This is a genomic window from Streptomyces pacificus (genome assembly GCF_011766325.1).
Lineage (GTDB): Bacteria > Actinomycetota > Actinomycetes > Streptomycetales > Streptomycetaceae > Streptomyces > Streptomyces pacificus.
Genome location: NZ_BLLG01000005.1, coordinates 468,039 through 485,312, shown reverse-complemented (window position 1 = coordinate 485,312; position 17,274 = coordinate 468,039). Strand labels below are relative to the sequence as shown.

The following is a 17,274-nucleotide window of genomic DNA, read 5'->3' as shown; positions in this document are numbered from 1 at the left end:
CGCCCCGCACATTCCGTGCTGAAGACGGGAACCTTCGCGTTCCGTATGCCCTCTCTCTTCATGCGGGCAGGTGCCAGAACGCGACAGGGAAACGGGGGCGGCCGGCATGCGCGACATCACTCGAAGGAGCCTGCTGGGGGCGGGGCTCGCTGCCGCCGCGGCCATCGGTGCCGCGGGCTGCGGCACGGGCTCGGTCGGCCCTGGCCCGAGCGGCACCGGGGATCCGGGGCGGGGCTCCGACGGCACCCCCGGTGGCGGGGGGCCCGGTGCGACGGAGCAGCCGGTGCGTCTTATCGGCGACGGCTCGACGGCCGACACGGGAAAGCAGCCCGGGCAGCCGGGAGTTCCGGCCCCACTCGAACCCGGCCAGGCTCCGCCGCAGTTCGTGATCTTCTCCTGGGACGGCGCGGGCGAGGTCGGGAACGGCCTCTTCCCGCGTTTCCTGGAACTCGCTCGAGAGCACGGCGCGTCGATGACCTTCTTCCTCTCCGGGCTCTATCTGCTGCCCGAGTCCAGGAAGGCGCTCTACCGTCCGCCCGGCAACCCGGTGGGGGCCTCCGACATCGGCTATCTCACCGACGCGCACATCAGGGACACCCTGAAGTACATACGGCAGGCCTGGCTCGAGGGGCACGAGATAGGCACCCACTTCAACGGGCATTTCTGCGGCGGGCCGGGATCGGTCGGCAACTGGACGCCCGCACAGTGGGAGAACGAGATCGACCAGGCCGTGTCCTTCGTCACGCGGTGGAAAAGCAACAGCGGCTGGACGGAACTCGATCCGCTCCCCTTCGACTACCGCAGGGAACTCGTGGGCGGCCGCACCCCCTGTCTGCTCGGCCAGGAGAACCTCCTGCCCACGGCGAGGAAAATGGGCTGGCGCTACGACGCCAGCTCACCCGGCGGCCGCCAGAAGTGGCCCGGGAAACGCGGTGGAGTATGGGATCTGCCGCTCCAGGCCGTGCCGTTCCCCGGGCACTCCTTCGAGGTGCTCTCGATGGACTACAACATCCTCGCCAATCAGTCCCGTAACTCGACCAACGGGATGCCCTCCCGGTATCCGGACTGGCGCAGACAGGCCACGGGGGCCTATCTCAGCGGATTCCGCCGGGCTTACGAGTCCAATCGCGCGCCGTTCTTCATCGGAAACCATTTCGAGCAGTGGAACGGCGGCATCTATATGGATGCCGTCGAGGAGGCTCTGAAGGTGATGGCGGGGAGGAAGGACGTGCGCCTGGTGTCGTTCCGGCAGTTCTGCGACTGGCTCGACGCGCAGAAGCCGGAGACCCTCGCCAAGCTCCGCTCCCTCGAGGTCGGGCAGTCCCCGGACGGTGGCTGGAGAACCTTTCTGAGAGCCGTGTGAGGGGGCCCTCGGCCGACGCCGTCGCTCCGCACCGGACAGGGGCGGAGCGACGGCGTGCGTCAGCCCTGCTTGGGGTGGGGGCGCCTGATGAACTCGATGACCTCGCCGTTGGGGCCGTACACAAAACCGACGTACAGCGTCATCGGCATCGTGCCGGTGGTCTCGATCTCGGTCGGGGCCATCAGCGAGCGGGCGCCGGCGTCGAGGGCCCGCCGGTAGAGGGTGTCCGGGTCGTCCGTGCGGAGGGCGAAGTGCACAAGGGCGGCGGCGCGGGCCCGGTCCTCGTCGGTCGGGAGGGGAGGCGTGTCGAAGGGCCGGTCCGAACCGCCGGGCGGGGTGGAGGCGGCGTCGAAGAGTTCGAGCAACCGGTCGTCGCCCGTGTCCAGGAAGACGCAGCGGTGGACTCCCGCCTGAGGCGCACTCCACTCGCACACGAACCGGAAGCCGAGTGCTTCGGTGTAGAAGCGGACGGTGGCGTCGAGATCGTAGGCGCGGAGGGCGACATGGTCGAGGCCCTGGTTGGGTGTGGCAGTACCCATGGCGGTGCTCTCCTTGCGATCGTCTGCGTGCTCGTCTGGGTGGTCGTCCGCTGACCGGGGTGGGGCCCCGGCGCCGAACGGGCCCGCCGTTCGCGGGCTTGCCCGGTCCGCCGGGAAGGCCGCCTACCGCGTCGCCGTCCCCGCACCGCCGCGGATGCCCGGCCGCCCCGGTGGGACGGCCGGGAAGGGCTCCCGCGGCACGGCCTGCGGACCGTCTCCGCCGTGTGTCGCGGCGGCCGGATCATGAGTGCTGTCGTCCGCTCCGCGTCTGCGCGACGAGGGGGCCAGGAGACCAGCTCCGGTGCGCCGGGTCGCCGCGTCCGGCCGGAGGACGACTGCCGGCTCCGTCCTTCCGTATGTCTCGCCGGATGTCTCCTGGTGAAGGCCGCTCCCGGGCCGGTTCGCCGGACGGGGCGCGTTCCGGTGGTCCCTGTTACCGCGATGCTAGCCGCTGTACGCGATCCGGGCATGCCCGCGCGGCTCGGGGCCGTCCCTTTCGGCGGGTACGCACCGGGGCCGGCCGGGTCGCCCGCCCCGGTCTCCGGTGACGGGCTCGCCATCGGGCCGGCGTTCATGAACGCCGGCGGGCAGTGGGCCGGCGGCATGCCGCGGCTCCGCCCGGTCCGTCCGCCCCCCCCCGGACGCACGCGGTGCGGGCGGCGAGCGCCACGGGCGGCAAGGGGGGCGGCCAAGATCCCCTGAACCCGCATGCGAAACTTTTCACATGAGTCTCGTCCGTGCCCCTCGACGCACCCTGATCACCGTCGGCGCGCTCGCCGCCGCGTTCACCCTGACGGCGTGCACCGGCGACGCCGGGGGCAAGTCCCTCGGCGGTGGTGGCACCAACTTCGTCACCGAGACCGGCGGGATCTCCACCGTCGCCCAGGGCAAGCGGACGACCGCTCCGCGGCTGTCCGGCGAGGACCTCACGGGCAAGCCGCTCGACCTGGCCGACTACCAGGGCAAGGTCGTCGTCCTGAACCTGTGGGGCTCGTGGTGCGCACCCTGCCGTGCCGAGGCGCGCTATCTCAACGAGGTCGCCGAGGAGACGAAGAGCCAGGGCGTGGAGTTCATCGGGATCAACCGGGACACGCAGACCGGCCCGGCGCTCGCCTTCGAGAAGGACTACCAGGTCGACTATCCGAGCTTCCACGACCCCATCGGCAAGCTGATCCTGAAGTTCCCTAAGGGCAGCCTCAATCCGCAGGCCATTCCGAGCACGATCGTCATCGACCGCGAGGGGAAGATCGCGGCCCGCGCCCTGATGGCGCTGGACGGCAAGCAGCTCCGTTCCATGATCGACCCCGTGGTCGCGGAGAAGTAGGGATGCAGAACGAGACGGTCATGAGCGGCGCGATGCTGCTCGCGCTCCCCGTCGCCGTCCTGGCGGGTCTGGTGTCCTTCTTCTCCCCCTGCGTACTGCCGCTGGTCCCGGGCTATCTGTCCTATGTGACCGGCGTCACCGGCACCGATCTGGCCGAGGCCCGCAAGGGGCGGATGGCCTCCGGAGCGGCTCTCTTCGTGCTCGGCTTCTCCGCCGTCTTCGTCTCCGGAGGGGCGCTCTTCGGCTTCTTCGGCTGGACCCTCCAGGAGCACCGCGAGGCGCTCACCACGGTGCTCGGCGTGCTGATGATCCTGATGGGCCTCTTCTTCATGGGCCTCATGCCCTTCCTCACCCAGCGCGAGTTCCGCTTCCACAAGCGGCCCGCGACGGGACTTGTGGGGGCACCCGTCCTCGGAGCGCTCTTCGGTATCGGCTGGACCCCCTGCATCGGCCCGACCCTCGCCTCGGTGACGGTGCTCTCCGCGCAGCAGGGCAGCGCGGGCCGCGGCGCGCTGCTGACCGCCGCGTACTGCCTCGGCCTCGGGCTGCCGTTCGTGCTCGCCGCCGTCGCCTTCCGCAGGGCCCTCGGCGCGTTCGGCTGGGTCAGGCGCCACTATGCCTGGGTGATGAGGATCGGCGGCGGCATGATGATCGCGACCGGCGCGCTGCTGCTGACCGGCGCGTGGGACGTCCTCGTGCAGGAGATGCAGAGCTGGTCCCAAGGCTTCCAGGTGGGGATCTGATCCATGAGCGAGACCGAGACGACTACCGGGAACGGGACGGCGGACGAGCCGGGAACCGAGACGACTGCCGGCAACGGGACGGCGGCGGGCAGCGGGACGGCGGACGAGCCCGGCACCGGGGCCGCCGGCGCCGAGCGGGCCGGCAAGGAGCCCGGCGACCTCGGCGGCGCGGGGGACCAGCTCTCCACCGCCCCCCGGGAGCGGGCCGTACCCGGCTCCTTCGGCGGACGGCGCGCCCCGGGCCCCGTCGGTGCGCTCGCCTGGGGAGTCCGCGAGGCGACCGGCTGGCTCCGGTGGTTCTGGCGCCAGCTGACCTCCATGCGGGTGGCGCTCATCCTGCTGTTCCTGCTCTCCCTGGGCGCGATCCCCGGTTCCCTCATCCCGCAGAACAGCGCGGACGAGGTGAAGGTCGCCACCTGGAAGACGAACAACGAGTTCTGGACGCCGGTCTTCGAGAAGCTCCAGCTCTTCGACGTCTACAGCTCGGTGTGGTTCTCCGCGATCTACATCCTGCTGTTCGTCTCGCTGATCGGCTGCATCGTCCCGAGGACCTGGCAGTTCGCCGGTCAGCTGCGCGCCCGCCCGCCGGGTGCGCCCAAGCGGCTCACCCGGCTGCCCGCGTACACGACGTGGCGCACCGAGGCCGAGCCGGAGGCGGTCACCGGGGCCGCGCTCACGCTGCTGCGGAAGCGGCGGTTCCGGGCCCGGCCCGCCGGGGACGCGGTGGCGTCCGAGAAGGGGTATCTGCGCGAGGTCGGGAACCTCCTCTTCCATGTCTCCCTGATCGTGATGCTCGTGGCCTTCGCCGTCGGGCAGCTCTTCAAGTCCGAGGGCGGCAAGCTGGTCGTCGAGGGCGACGGGTTCGCCAACACCCTGACCCAGTACGACGACTTCAGGTCCGGTTCGCTGTTCGACATCGACGACCTGGTCCCGTTCAGCTTCACCCTGGACGAGTTCACCGGCACATACGAGCCCAGCGGCCCGCAGAAGGGCACGCCCCGTACCTTCGAGGCCGCGGTCACCTATACGGAGGGCGCCGACGGCGGGGACCGGAAGGCCGTCGTCCGGGTCAACGAGCCCCTGGAGATCGACGGCTCCAAGGTCTATCTGCTCGCCCACGGTTACGCGCCGGTCGTGACCGTCCGCGACGGCAGGGGCGAGGTCGTCTACCGGGGGGCCGTCCCGCTGCTGCCCATCGACAACAACGTCAGCTCCACCGGCGTCATCAAGGTGCTGGACGGCTACCGCGACGAGGACGGCGAGAAGGAGCAGCTCGGCTTCCCCGCCTTCTTCGTGCCCACCTACGCGGGCAAGGGCCACGGCCAGATGTTCTCCCAGTTCCCGGCCCTGGTGTTCCCGGCGCTCAACCTCAGTGCGTACCGGGGCAGCCTCGGCGTCGACTCCGGCGTGCCGCAGAACGTGTACCAGCTGGACACCCGCAAGATGACGCCGTTCAAGGACGCCGAGGGCGAGGTGTTCAAGCAGACCCTGCTGCCGGGCGAGACGATGGAGCTGCCCGACGGGGCGGGCTCGGTCACCTTCGAGAAGGAGATCAAGGAGTGGGCGAGCTTCCAGATCTCCCAGCAGCCGGGCAACGGGCTCGCGCTCGCCGGTGCCGTCGCCGCGATCACCGGGCTCGTCGGCTCCCTGTTCATCCGGCGCCGCCGGGTGTGGGTGCGCGCCGTGCGCGGCGAGGACGGCGTGACGGTCGTGGAGATGGCGGCGCTGGGCCGGAGCGAGTCGGCCGGGCTGCCCGAGGAGCTGGCGGACCTCGCCGCATCGCTCCACGCCGAAGCCCCGACCGCGCCCGACCCCGAACCAGCCGCAGCTGTTCCCGCCGAAGGGGCTGAGAAGTGAATCTCGCCGCCGCAAACAACGAGAGCCTCGCCGAGTTCAGCAATGTGCTGATCTACTCGGCCATGGCCGTGTACACCCTGGCCTTCCTCGCCCATATCGCCGAATGGACGTTGGGCAGCCGCAGCAAGGTCGGCCGTACCGCCGCCGCCCTGACGGCGGACGGCCAGGCCGCCGCACCGAGGGTCCGGGTCGCCCGCAGGGACGGGGGGACCGCCGTGCTGGAGCGCCCCAGGGTCGTCACCCGCTCCGCGGCCGGCGCCCGGGACTTCCCCGACGGCCCCGGCGCGGCCGGCGGCGACCAGCAGGGCGACCTGTACGGCCGGATCGCGGTGTCGCTGACCGCCCTCGCCTTCCTGGTCGAGGCCGCGGGCGTCGTCACCCGCGCCGTCTCGGTGCAGCGTGCCCCCTGGGGCAACATGTACGAGTTCTCCACCACCTTCTCCACGGTGGCGGTCGGCGCGTACCTCGGATTCCTCCTCGCCAGGAAGAACGTGCGCTGGATCGGGCTGCCGCTCGTCACCACGGTCCTGCTGGACCTGGGCGTCGCGGTCACCTGGCTCTACACCGAAAGCGACCAGCTCGTCCCGGCCCTGGACTCGTACTGGCTGTGGATCCACGTCTCCACCGCGATCTTCTGCGGCGCGGTCTTCTACCTGGGCGCGGTCGCCACCCTGCTCTACCTCTTCCGGGACTCCTACGAGAGCAAGCTGGCCGAGGGGGGCAGCCCCGGGTCCTTCGCGCGCTCCGTGCTGCACCGGCTTCCGGCGGCCGCGTCCCTGGACAAGTTCGCCTACCGCATCAACGCCGCGGTCTTCCCGCTGTGGACGTTCACCATCATCGCGGGGGCGATCTGGGCGGGCGACGCATGGGGCCGCTACTGGGGCTGGGACGCCAAGGAGGTCTGGTCCTTCATCACCTGGGTGGCGTACGCCGCGTACCTGCACGCCCGCGCCACCGCCGGCTGGAAGGGCCGCAAGGCCGCGTACATCGCGCTGATCGCCTTCGCCTGCTTCCTCTTCAACTACTACGGCGTCAACCTCTTCGTGAACAGCCTCCACGGCTACGCGGGGGTCTGAGCCGCCCGCCGGTCCGGGAGGCCGCCGGGAAGGTCCCGGAAGGGCCCGGACGGTCCGAGGCGCGGCCCGGGAGGTCCCGGAGAAGTTCCGGGGTGGTCCGGGGTGGTCCGGGAAGCGGCGGGCAGAGGCACCGGGGGAGGTCCCGGACGGGCCCGGGCGGGTCCCGGCAGGCGTCCGAGTGGGCGCCACTCGGTAGCGGGCTCGGTCCGCAGGGGCGACGCTGGTGCCATGACGGAAGCGATCCCGTACGGCACCGGCGAGACCCGGGCCGGTGACGGCGGCCCGGTGCACGTCCTGCACTTCGTTCTCCTCCTGCCGCACCCGGTGGTGCGGGTCTGGGCGGCCGTCGCCACGCCCGAGGGCCTGCCGCAGTGGCTGGCCGCGGCGGAGCTGCTGGAACCCCGGTTGGGCGGCGGGGTGAAGCTCCGTCTGCTCGACGCGGAGGAAGGCGCCGAGGGGGCCGCGGCCACCGGACGGGTCACCGCCTGGGACCGGGAGGCCGTCGCCGAGTACACCGTCGGGACGTGCGGCCGCATCCGCTTCCACATGGAGCCGGCCCCCGCGAACTCGCTGGCTTCCGTGCTGCGCTTCACCAACGAGTTCGCCGGCCCGGACGGGCGGCGCCTCGACAAGCTGGCCCGCTGGCACCGGCACTTCGAGTACCTGTCGGACGCGCTCGACGGCCGGCCCGTCGACTGGTCCGCCCGGACGCCCGAGCGCCTCGGTCAGCTCCGCGCGGAGTACGCCGCCCGTACCTGACCGGGCGGATCGCACGGGACGGCTCCGGCGCGCGCCGGCCGGTGCGGCCCGTCCGCTCCGCCGTCACGGCGGATGCCCTCACGGCCGGTGCGCTTGCTTCCGGTGCCCCGCCCGCCTTCGCTGCGGCTGTCCTCCCGGCCGGTGTCCGTGCCGCCGGCGCCCCCGTGCCACGGCTCAGGGCGGGGTCGACGAACTCCCGCACCGGCGCCGGGCACGCGGGATCGTGCCGGACCACGGCCTTCCACGCCGATCACCGGCCGCGGGCGCCGTGTCAGGACGTGCCCGGATCCTCGTCGCGCGTCTGGTCCTTGGCCCGGTCCCCGGGCTGCTTGGGGCCGTCCTCGTCGAGGGACTTCAGGAACTCGGGGTTGTCGTCGGGAGCCACCCAGCCGCCGCGCCGCGACGGACGCCGTGTGCCGCGGTCCTTTCCGGCGATCAGCCAGGAGATCGAACCCACCAGCGGGAAGAGCAGCACGAGGATCGCCCAGAGCGGCTTGGGGATATGCCTGATCTCCTTCTCGTCCGTGGAGATGCAGTCGATGAAGGCGTAGATGCTGAGCGCCAGTGGCACCACGAACATCAGCACCCGAAGCATTGGCGGCCCCCTGCGTGCGGAGAACGGGGCCGCGGCACGGCCCCCGTGACAAGTCCAGCCTAGCGAGTGGCAGATACTGGACGGCATGGCTTACGACGACCTTCGCTCGTTGCTCCGGGCACTGGAGCGTGAGGGCGACCTCAAGCGCATCAAGGCCGAAGTCGACCCGTATCTGGAGGTCGGGGAGATCGTCGACCGGGTCCAGAAGTCCGGCGGCCCCGCGCTGCTCTTCGAGAACGTCCGCGGTTCGTCCATGCCGCTGGCGATGAACGTGTACGGCACCGACCGCAGGCTGCTGAAGTCGCTGGGGCTGAAGGCGTACGACGACATCAGCGCGAAGATCGGCGGACTGCTCAAGCCCGAGCTTCCGCACGGCTTCGTCGGGGTGCGCGAGGCGTTCGGCAAGCTGGGCGCGATGACGCACGTGCCGCCGAAGAGGGTGCGGGACGCACCGGTGCAGGAGGTGGTCCTGCGTGGTGACGAGGTCGATCTGGACCGGCTGCCCGCGCTGTTCACCTGGCCCGGGGACGGTGGCTCCTTCTTCAACCTGGGCCTCACCCACACCAAGGATCCCGACACCGGGGTGCGCAACCTCGGCCTGTACCGCCTCCAGCGCCACGACAAACGCACCATCGGCATGCACTGGCAGATCCACAAGGACAGCCGCAACCACTACCAGGTGGCCGCGCGGCGTGGCGAGAAGCTGCCGGTCGCCATCGCCTTCGGCTGCCCGCCCGCGGTGACGTACGCCTCCACGGCGCCGCTGCCCGCGGACATCGACGAGTACCTGTTCGCCGGCTTCGTGCAGGGAAAGCGCATCGAGATGGTGGACTGCACGACCGTGCCGCTCCAGGTGCCGGCGCAGGCGGAGGTGGTCCTGGAAGGCTGGCTGGAGCCGGGGAGGATGCTTCCGGAGGGTCCGTTCGGGGACCACACCGGCTTCTACACGCCGCAGGAGGACTTCCCGGCGCTGACGATCGACTGTGTGACGATGCGCAGGCGCCCGCTGCTCCAGTCGATCGTGGTGGGGCGGCCCCCGACGGAGGACGGTCCGCTCGGCCGGGCGACGGAGCGCTTCTTCCTCCCGCTGCTCAAGATCATCGTGCCGGACATCACGGACTACCACCTGCCCGAGTCGGGGGGCTTCCACAACTGCGCGATCGTCTCGATCGACAAGAAGTACCCGAAGCACGCCCAGAAGGTGATGCACGCCATCTGGGGCGCGCACATGATGTCGCTGACCAAGCTCATCGTCGTGGTGGACTCCGACTGCGACGTCCACGATCTGCACGAGGTCTCGTGGCGGGCGCTCGGCAACACCGACTACGCCCGCGATCTGACCGTCGTCGAGGGGCCGGTGGACCACCTCGACCACTCGTCCTACCAGCAGTTCTGGGGCGGCAAGGCGGGCATCGACGCCACCCGCAAGTGGCCCGAGGAGGGCTACACCCGCGAGGGGGGCTGGCCGGAGATGGTCCTGTCGGACCCGGACACGGCGGCGCTGGTCGACCGCCGGTGGAAGGAGTACGGCCTGTGAGCGCGTCGGCGGCGGCCGTGCCGCGCCCCGGCCGGACCAGGGCCTTCCTGCGGCTGGTGATGATCGAGCACTCGGTGTTCGCGCTGCCGTTCGCCTATATCGCCGCGCTCACCGCGATGTTCGAGAGCGGCGGGAGCGTGGACTGGGTGACGCTGCTGCTCGTCACCGTCGCCATGGTCGGCCTGCGGACGTTCGCGATGGCCTGCAACCGGATCATCGACCGCGAGATCGACGCCCGCAACCCGCGGACCGCCGGCCGCGAACTGGTGACCGGGGCGGTATCGGTGCGGTCCGCCTGGACCGGTGCGGGCATCGCCGTGGTGGTCTTCCTCGGTGCCGCCGCCCTGCTCAACCCGCTGTGCCTGGCGCTCGCGCCGGTCGCGGTCGTGCCGATGGTGGTCTATCCGTACGGGAAGCGCTTCACCAACTTCCCGCACGCGATCCTCGGGCTCGCCCAGGCCATGGGCCCGGTCGGCGCCTGGCTCGCGGTCACCGGGTCCTGGTCATGGGACGCGGTGGTCCTCGGGCTGGCGGTCGGTGTGTGGATCGGCGGCTTCGACCTGATCTTCGCCTGCCAGGACGTGCAGGCCGACCGCGCCCACGGCGTGATGTCGGTCCCGGCCCGCTTCGGCATCCCGGCCGCGCTGTGGGGGGCCCGGGCCTGCCACGCCGTGACGACGGGCCTCTTCGCCTGGTACGCCCTGGCCACCGGCGCCGGGGTCTTCCTCTGGCTGGGCCTGGCGTTCGTCGCGGTGGCGTTCGTCTACGAGCACTCGATCGTGACGCCGCACGACCTGTCCCGGCTGAACCGGGCGTTCTTCACCGTCAACGGTTTCATCGGCATTGCCCTGTTCGTGTGTGCGCTGACCGATCTGTCCGTTCGGGGCCTCACCCCGTAGCTACCGTGCGGCCTACCAACGAGTGCATGGACAGGGAGGCCGATGTGACCGTCGGCGTCTCGGAGATCGACCGGCTGACACGCCGGCCGCCCCGGGCCGGAGGCCCCCGGCCCGGGGCGGCCGGAGTGTCAGCCGTCTGCCCGTCCGTCAGGCGGTGGCCGCGGTCCGGCGCCGGAACACGAAGGCCGCCACCACGCCCGCCACCAGGCCGAAGAGGTGTCCCTGCCAGCTCACGCCCGTGTTCGCGGGGGAGAGGCCCAGCAGGATCGAGCCGCCCCAGATCGCACCGACCACCAGGCCGACGCCGACGTCCAGCGGCCGGCGGTCCACGAAGCCGCGGACCAGCAGATAGCCGAAGAGACCGAAGACCAGACCGGACGCGCCCGCCGTGTTGGAGCCGGACGGCGAGAACAGCCACACGCCGAGACCGCTGGCGACGATGATCAGCGCGGCCACGGCCAGGAAGCGGCGGATGCCGCCGAGCGCGGCGAGGAAGCCGAAGACCAGCAGCGGGACGGTGTTCGACGCCAGATGGGCGAAGCCGAAGTGCACGAACGACGCCGGGACGACGTCCACCAGCTCCGCGGGCTCGCGCGGGGTGATCCCGTATGTGTCGAGGCTGTGGCCGGTGACGTGGTCGAGCGCCTCCAGCACCCACAGCAGCGCCACCCATGCCAGCATCAGCTTGCCCCCGGCCTTGGCCCGGTCGGTCCGGGTCGGCTCGAGCGAGGTGGTCGGCATCCTGTCCCCCAGTGGTTTTCCGCGTCTTTCCCCGGAAACGTCCGGGACACCTGACTCGGTTCCGCCACCCGGTGGCCGGATAGGCTCACTGCCATGAACGACGCCAACCGCACCCCGTGGGTCGTCGGGGTCTCCGGCGCCTCCGGGACCCCCTACGCCGCGGCCGTACTGCGCGGGCTGCTCGACGCGGGCGAGAGCGTCGACCTGGTGGTGTCGCGGGCCTCGCGGCTCACCCTGCTCGATGAGACGGGGATCGCGTTCCGGGACGCCCACTGGCAGGACGATCTGCGCACCTGGCTGGAGCGGGGCGCGGACGGCAAGCCCGGCACCTTCCGGGTGGACGTGGGCGCGGTGCGCCACTGGGCGGCCGGCGACCTGGCCGCCGGACCGTCCTCGGGGTCGTACCCGGTCAAGGGCATGCTGATCGTGCCCGCTTCCACCGCCTGCGTCGCCGGGGTGGCGCTCGGGCTGTCCAAGGACCTGCTCCAGCGCGCCGCGAGCGTCACACTGAAGGAACGGCGCAGGCTCGTCGTCGCCGTGCGGGAGACCCCGCTGAACGGCCAGACCCTGCGGCATCTTGTGGCGCTCGACGAGGCGGGTGCGCAGGTCCTGCCCGCGTCCCCCGCCTTCTACGCGGGGGCGACGCACATCCAGGACCTGGTGGACTTCGTGGCGGGGCGGGTGCTGGACGCGGCGGGCGTCGCCCACGGGCTGTACCGCCGCTGGGAGGGAGAGCTGGGGGGCTCCAGGGGCGACTGACGACCGGCCGGCACGCGAGCGAGGGGACGGGGCGGCCCGCCGGGCCGGGGCGCCCACGTCCTCGATCGTTCCGGATACGCAGGGCAGAGCCGGGTGTACACCCGGGTACGCCTTGGATCTCATACGTAAAATTGCGGTAGCGATGAACAAGGGAAGGCTCAGGCATATGGACGCCGTGGATAGGCAGCTCATCCAGGCCCTGCGCGAGAACGGCAGGGCCTCGTACGCCGAGCTCGGCCGGCTCGTGGGACTCTCCGGTCCCTCCGTCACCGACCGCATCAACCGCCTGGAGGCCGGCGGCGTCATCACCGGCTACCGGGCGACCGTCGACGCCGCCTCGCTCGGTCTCGGCGTCACCGCACTGATCGGCATCTCCCTCTCCGACGCCACCGACCACGAGGACGTGGCGCAGCGGCTGCGCGACCTCGCGGAGATCGAGGACTGCTGGTTCATCGCGGGCGACGACTCGTACATGCTGAAGGTGCGCGCCGGCGACGTCGACGGCCTGGAGAAGACGATCCGCCGGTTGTCGGGCACGAAGGGCGTGTCGCGGACGCGCACCACCATCGTGCTGTCCACGAAGTGGGAGAACCGGGTCGGGGACCTCCCCGAAGAGGTCTAGGCGTAACGTGGGTGCGGCCTCCGGCGATCCGGGGGGCGCGCCCGGGAGAGGCCCCGGGGCAGGCGCAGTACGAGGACATCTGGGAGGCGGCCGCATGGACGCGGGGCTCAAGCGCGCGCTGGAGGAGAAGGTCCGGGCCGGCGAGCGGCTGACCCGCGAGGACGGCATCGCCCTCTACGCATCGGACGACCTGGCCTGGCTCGGGGGCCTCGCCCACGAGGTCCGCACGCGCAAGAACGGCGACGTGGTCCACTTCAACGTCAACCGCCACCTCAATATGACGAACGTCTGCACGGCGTCGTGCGCCTACTGCTCCTTCCAGCGCAAGCCGGGGGAGAAGGACGCGTACACGATGCGCATCGAGGAGGCCGTCCGCCTCGCCAAGGCGATGGAGAGCGAGAACCTCACCGAGCTGCACATCGTCAACGGGCTCCACCCGAACCTCCCCTGGCGCTACTACCCACGGTCGCTGCGCGAACTGAAGCAGGCGCTGCCGGACGTCTCCCTGAAGGCCTTCACGGCGACCGAGATCCACCACTTCGAGACCATCTCCGGGCTGACCGCTTCGGAGATCCTGGACGAGCTCATCGACGCCGGTCTGGAGTCGCTGACCGGCGGCGGCGCCGAGATCTTCGACTGGGAGGTCCGTCGGCACATCGTGGACCACCGCACCCACTGGGAGGACTGGTCCCGGATCCACCGCCTCGCGCACGAGAAGGGCCTGAAGACTCCGTGCACCATGCTGTACGGGCACATCGAGGAGCCCCGCCACCGGGTGGACCACGTCCTGAGGCTGCGTGAACTGCAGGACGAGACCGGCGGCTTCCAGGTCTTCATCCCGCTGCGCTACCAGCACGACTTCGTCGACATGAAGGACGGCAAGGTCCGCAACCGGCTCCAGGCGCGGACGACGATGGCGACCGGCGCGGAGGCGCTGAAGACCTTCGCGGTGTCCCGGCTGCTGTTCGACAACGTCCCGCACGTCAAGGTCTTCTGGGTGATGCACGGCGTGCAGACCGCGCAACTGGCGCTGCAGCACGGAGCGGACGACATGGACGGCTCGGTCGTCGAGTACAAGATCACACACGATGCGGACGACTACGGCACACCGAACAAGCTGACGCGCGAGGACCTGCTGGAGCTGATCCGCGACGCGGGCTTCCGGCCGGTGGAGCGGAACACCCGGTACGAGGTCATCCGCGAGTACCCGGGCCCGGACGGCGACCGCAGGGAGTCGCCGCAGCCCATGCGGGTCTGAGGCGCCCGGCCCCGGATGCGGCCCGCACGGGGTACGTCACCGCCGCAGCCGCAGCCGCAGCCGCAGCCGCAGCCGCAGCCGCAGCCGCAGCCGCCGGCGGCACCCACTCCTTCGAGCCGCCGGCAAGGGCCGTCCGGACGGTCCGGGCTCTGTTCCCGGCCCCCGGCGGGGCGTTGCTATCGTCTGGCCATGGCTCTGCACTTCTCGCTCGATCCGCCCGTCGGCCCCGCGCTCCGCGACGGGATACTCGGGCTCTGGACCGATGTGAGCAACGCCGACGGGGCCGTGGGGTTCGTGCCACCGGTCAGCACGGAGGACGTCCGGCCCGAACTGGTGCGGCACCTGGTCGCGATGGCCGAGGGGCGGGCGCGTCTGCTCGTCGGGCGGGACGCGGACGGCGACGTCGCCGCAGCGGCCTTCCTCACCTGCAACGCGCACCGGCTGATGCGCCACTGGGTCTGGCTCTACACCGTGATGGTGCATCCCCGGCACCAGGGGAGAGGCTACGGCCGGCAGCTGCTCGCCGCCGCCGCCGACGCCGCCCGCGGGATGAGCGGTGTTGCCGCGATACGGCTCACCTGCCGCGGCGGGGCGGGCCTGGAGCGGTTCTACGCCTCGTGCGGCTACAAGGAGGTCGGGCGGGTGCCCGACGCGATCCGCCTCTCCGACGGCGACTACCGCGACGACATCACCATGCTTCTCCCGCTGGTATGACCTGCCCGGGTGCCGTCCGGGAGACGGGGACCGGAGCCGCCTGAATGAGCAGAACCGGGACATGCTTCACTGGACGGGCGACTCAGAGAAGGAAAGGGGCCGTCGTGTCCGACAGCAAGACGAGCGCCACGCTCCGGTACAGCCTCATGCGGTTCGGCGTCTTCGTCGGCTGCTTCCTCCTCCTGTGGGGGCTGGTGTACGTGGGCGTACTGCCGCGGGGCCTCGGCGACTCCAACCTGCTGTGGGTGCTTGTGCTGTCCGTCCTGGTCTCGGCGCCGCTGAGTCTTGTGCTGCTGCGCCGCCAGCGCGAGGCGATGTCCGAGCAGATCGTCGCCAAGGTCGACCGGGCCAAGATGCGCCTGGAGGCCGACCGCACGCGCGAGGACGTCCCGTAGCGGACCCTGGAGCCCGCCGGTTCCGCCGGTTCCCTCCGCTCTACCGGTTCTGATCAGCTCCCCGGGGTTTCCCGGATTCCCGGCCCTGTCCGGCCGGACGGTGCCCGCGGATCTCAGCGGTGGAAGTGAGCTTCACCACAATCGACTTGCTCTGTCTTGCCGCCCTGGCGGGGAATGTGTGCTCCCCCGCTGGGGCAGCGCTGTTTCCGGACGTCCATGGCGCGATCGTGGCCCAAAGCCCGGCTTTGGGGATCTCAAAGTTCAAGTGTTAGCGTATGGCCCATGACGACAGCAGTGTGCCCTCGAACGGTCATGAGCCCCCCGCTCATGACGCGGCTGCACGTCGACCTGTGCCTCCCCCTCGTAGCGCACCGTGCCGGTGCCGGAGGCGCCCCCGGCCTGTCCGCGGTCCCTCCCTGCCCGGTCCCTCGCCGCTCGGCCTGACCCGGCATCGCGGGACCGCCTTCCCCGCAGGGGGCGGGTACCGCACCCGCGCCCCCTTCGTCGCCCCCGATTCCCCTGGGCCCCTGGGCCCCCTGCTCCCCGCGCTTCCCATGCGTCCCTGGGCCCTCTGCTCCCCGCCCGTTCTGCTCGTTGTCCCCTCTTGCTTCTCCCGTCTCGTCCGATGTCCCGCCACACCTCACCGGAGCGTGCCCGTGTCCGCGAACTCCGCGACGCCCACCCGCCGCGCCAGCCGTACGCCGAAGGTCCCCTTCTGGGCCCAGATCGTCGCCGGCCTGGTGGCCGGCGTCCTGCTCGGCTGGCTGGCCCGCAGCCAGGACATCAGCTGGCTGCGCAGCACACTGGAGCAGATCGGCGGCATCTTCGTCCAGCTGCTGAAGCTGGCCGTCGCCCCGCTCGTCTTCTTCGCGATCCTGGTGTCGATCACCAATCTGCGGAAGGTCAACAACGCCGCACGGCTGGCCGGCCGCACACTGCTGTGGTTCATGGTCACCTCGCTGATCGCCGTGGCCATCGGTCTCACGATCGGCCTGCTCACCAATCCCGGTGCGGGCACCGGCCTCACCCCGCAGGACGGCGAGAAGCCGGAGAAGGCCGGCTCCTGGATCGACTTCCTCACCGGCATCGTGCCCACGGACGTCATCACGCCCTTCACCGAGCTGAACGTCCTGCAGATCGTCTTCATGGCCGCCGTCGCCGGCGCCGCCGCCCTCAAGCTCGGTGACCGGGCCCAGCCGATCCTCACCTTCAGCGAGTCCGTGCTGCAGCTGCTCCAGAAGGCCCTCTGGTGGGTCATCCGGCTCGCCCCGATCGGCACCGTCGGCCTCATCGGCTACGCGATCGCCGACTACGGCTGGGACCTCATCGGCAAGTACGCCACCTTCACGGCCGATGTCTACATCGGCTGCGCCCTGGTCATGTTCGGCGTGTACCCGCTGCTGCTGGCGACCGCGGCCAGAGTCAATCCCCTGCAGTTCTTCAAGGGAGCCTGGCCTGCCATCCAGCTCGCCTTCGTCTCGCGTTCCTCGGTCGGCACCATGCCGGTCACCCAGAAGGTCACCGAACGCCTCGGGGTGCCGAAGGAGTACACCTCCTTCGCCGTGCCGTTCGGCGCGACGACCAAGATGGACGGCTGCGCCGCCGTGTATCCGGCGCTCGCCGCGATCTTCATCGCGCAGATCTTCGACGTCCCGCTCGGTGTGCAGGACTATGTGCTGATCGCCTTCGTCTCGGTCGTCGGATCCGCGGCCACCGCCGGTCTCACCGGCGCGACGGTCATGCTGACGCTGACCCTCTCCACGCTGGGCCTGCCGCTGGAGGGCGTGGGGCTGCTGATGGCGATCGACCCGGTCCTGGACATGATGAGGACCGCGACGAACGTCGCCGGCCAGGCCGTCGTGCCGGTGATCGTCGCCGCTCGTGAGCGGATCCTCGACCGCGACGCGTACGACTCGGCCTCGGCGTCCCCGGTGGACGAGGACGGGATGCCCGGGCCCGGACAGCGGGAGGCCGTCCCCGCGACCGTGTGACGTGCCACCGCAGAGCGGGCCGGCACCCGAAGCACCCCGGATTCCTCCCCCGGACCGGGGCGCTTCGGGTGCCGGCCCGTCGTGGACCGGAGCACCCGCGGC

The 17,274-nt window shown here is 71.0% G+C and carries 17 protein-coding genes; 14 read left to right on the top strand and 3 right to left on the bottom strand.

From position 1 onward, the window contains the following. Window positions 1-106 precede the first annotated feature (106 nt). Window positions 107-1,363: a polysaccharide deacetylase family protein gene (locus SCWH03_RS11955; protein WP_173264122.1), complete on the top strand. Its 1,257-nt coding sequence runs from the start codon at window positions 107-109 to the stop codon at window positions 1,361-1,363. A gap of 59 nt (window positions 1,364-1,422) precedes the next feature. Here the strand turns inward: SCWH03_RS11955 and SCWH03_RS11950 are convergent, their stop codons facing one another. Beyond that, window positions 1,423-1,902 (bottom strand): VOC family protein, encoded by a 480-nt coding sequence (locus SCWH03_RS11950; protein WP_173264121.1) that lies wholly within the window; start codon window positions 1,900-1,902, stop codon window positions 1,423-1,425. 724 nt (window positions 1,903-2,626) lie between these two features. On the opposite strand from SCWH03_RS11950, the gene SCWH03_RS11945 reads away from it, so the two are divergent. From SCWH03_RS11945 to SCWH03_RS11925, 5 genes are all read left to right on the top strand, one after another. Further along, window positions 2,627-3,226 (top strand): TlpA family protein disulfide reductase, encoded by a 600-nt coding sequence (locus SCWH03_RS11945; protein WP_173264120.1) that lies wholly within the window; start codon window positions 2,627-2,629, stop codon window positions 3,224-3,226. A gap of 2 nt (window positions 3,227-3,228) precedes the next feature. Beyond that, window positions 3,229-3,969, top strand: a complete 741-nt coding sequence (locus SCWH03_RS11940; protein ID WP_173264119.1) for a cytochrome c biogenesis CcdA family protein — start codon at window positions 3,229-3,231, stop codon at window positions 3,967-3,969. A gap of 3 nt (window positions 3,970-3,972) precedes the next feature. Then, window positions 3,973-5,826, top strand: a complete 1,854-nt coding sequence (resB, locus tag SCWH03_RS11935; protein ID WP_173264118.1) for a cytochrome c biogenesis protein ResB — start codon at window positions 3,973-3,975, stop codon at window positions 5,824-5,826. Beyond that, a complete protein-coding gene (gene ccsB, locus SCWH03_RS11930; protein WP_173264117.1) occupies window positions 5,823-6,902 on the top strand; it encodes a c-type cytochrome biogenesis protein CcsB in 1,080 nt (359 codons plus the stop codon). Before resB ends, ccsB begins: the two co-directional genes overlap by 4 nt. Window positions 6,903-7,130: 228 nt before the next feature. Further along, window positions 7,131-7,661 (top strand): SRPBCC family protein, encoded by a 531-nt coding sequence (locus tag SCWH03_RS11925; RefSeq protein ID WP_173264116.1) that lies wholly within the window; start codon window positions 7,131-7,133, stop codon window positions 7,659-7,661. Between the two features lie 271 nt (window positions 7,662-7,932). Here the strand turns inward: SCWH03_RS11925 and SCWH03_RS11920 are convergent, their stop codons facing one another. After that, window positions 7,933-8,256 (bottom strand): PLD nuclease N-terminal domain-containing protein, encoded by a 324-nt coding sequence (locus SCWH03_RS11920; protein ID WP_173264115.1) that lies wholly within the window; start codon window positions 8,254-8,256, stop codon window positions 7,933-7,935. An 85-nt stretch (window positions 8,257-8,341) separates the two neighbouring features. Between SCWH03_RS11920 and SCWH03_RS11915 the strand changes: the two genes are divergently transcribed. Together SCWH03_RS11915 and mqnP are read left to right on the top strand one after the other, a co-directional pair. Beyond that, on the top strand, window positions 8,342-9,793 hold the full coding sequence (locus SCWH03_RS11915; protein WP_173264114.1) for a menaquinone biosynthesis decarboxylase: 1,452 nt from the start codon (window positions 8,342-8,344) through the stop codon (window positions 9,791-9,793). After that, complete coding sequence (gene mqnP / locus SCWH03_RS11910) at window positions 9,790-10,692, top strand: menaquinone biosynthesis prenyltransferase MqnP (RefSeq protein ID WP_173264113.1); 903 nt, start codon at window positions 9,790-9,792, stop codon at window positions 10,690-10,692. Before SCWH03_RS11915 ends, mqnP begins: the two co-directional genes overlap by 4 nt. 147 nt (window positions 10,693-10,839) lie before the next feature. Here mqnP and SCWH03_RS11905 read toward each other — a convergent pair whose 3' ends face one another. Next, entirely contained in the window at window positions 10,840-11,433 is a 594-nt protein-coding gene (locus SCWH03_RS11905; RefSeq protein ID WP_173264112.1) for a rhomboid family intramembrane serine protease, read from the bottom strand. Window positions 11,434-11,526: 93 nt separating this feature from the next. On the opposite strand from SCWH03_RS11905, the gene SCWH03_RS11900 reads away from it, so the two are divergent. The 6 genes from SCWH03_RS11900 to SCWH03_RS11875 all read left to right on the top strand — a co-directional run bounded on the left by SCWH03_RS11900 (window position 11,527) and on the right by SCWH03_RS11875 (window position 17,172). Then, on the top strand, window positions 11,527-12,192 hold the full coding sequence (locus tag SCWH03_RS11900) for a UbiX family flavin prenyltransferase (protein WP_173264111.1): 666 nt from the start codon (window positions 11,527-11,529) through the stop codon (window positions 12,190-12,192). A gap of 166 nt (window positions 12,193-12,358) precedes the next feature. Continuing rightward, complete coding sequence (locus SCWH03_RS11895; RefSeq protein ID WP_109295472.1) at window positions 12,359-12,814, top strand: Lrp/AsnC family transcriptional regulator; 456 nt, start codon at window positions 12,359-12,361, stop codon at window positions 12,812-12,814. A gap of 94 nt (window positions 12,815-12,908) precedes the next feature. Further along, window positions 12,909-14,072: an aminofutalosine synthase MqnE gene (gene mqnE, locus SCWH03_RS11890; protein ID WP_173264110.1), complete on the top strand. Its 1,164-nt coding sequence runs from the start codon at window positions 12,909-12,911 to the stop codon at window positions 14,070-14,072. Window positions 14,073-14,261: 189 nt separating this feature from the next. Then, window positions 14,262-14,786, top strand: coding sequence for a GNAT family N-acetyltransferase (locus SCWH03_RS11885; protein WP_173264109.1), 525 nt, complete (start codon window positions 14,262-14,264; stop codon window positions 14,784-14,786). 104 nt (window positions 14,787-14,890) lie between these two features. After that, window positions 14,891-15,181 (top strand): DUF4229 domain-containing protein, encoded by a 291-nt coding sequence (locus SCWH03_RS11880; RefSeq protein WP_173264108.1) that lies wholly within the window; start codon window positions 14,891-14,893, stop codon window positions 15,179-15,181. 656 nt (window positions 15,182-15,837) lie between these two features. Next, complete coding sequence (locus SCWH03_RS11875) at window positions 15,838-17,172, top strand: dicarboxylate/amino acid:cation symporter (protein ID WP_173264107.1); 1,335 nt, start codon at window positions 15,838-15,840, stop codon at window positions 17,170-17,172. The last annotated feature ends 102 nt before the right edge of the window (window positions 17,173-17,274 follow it).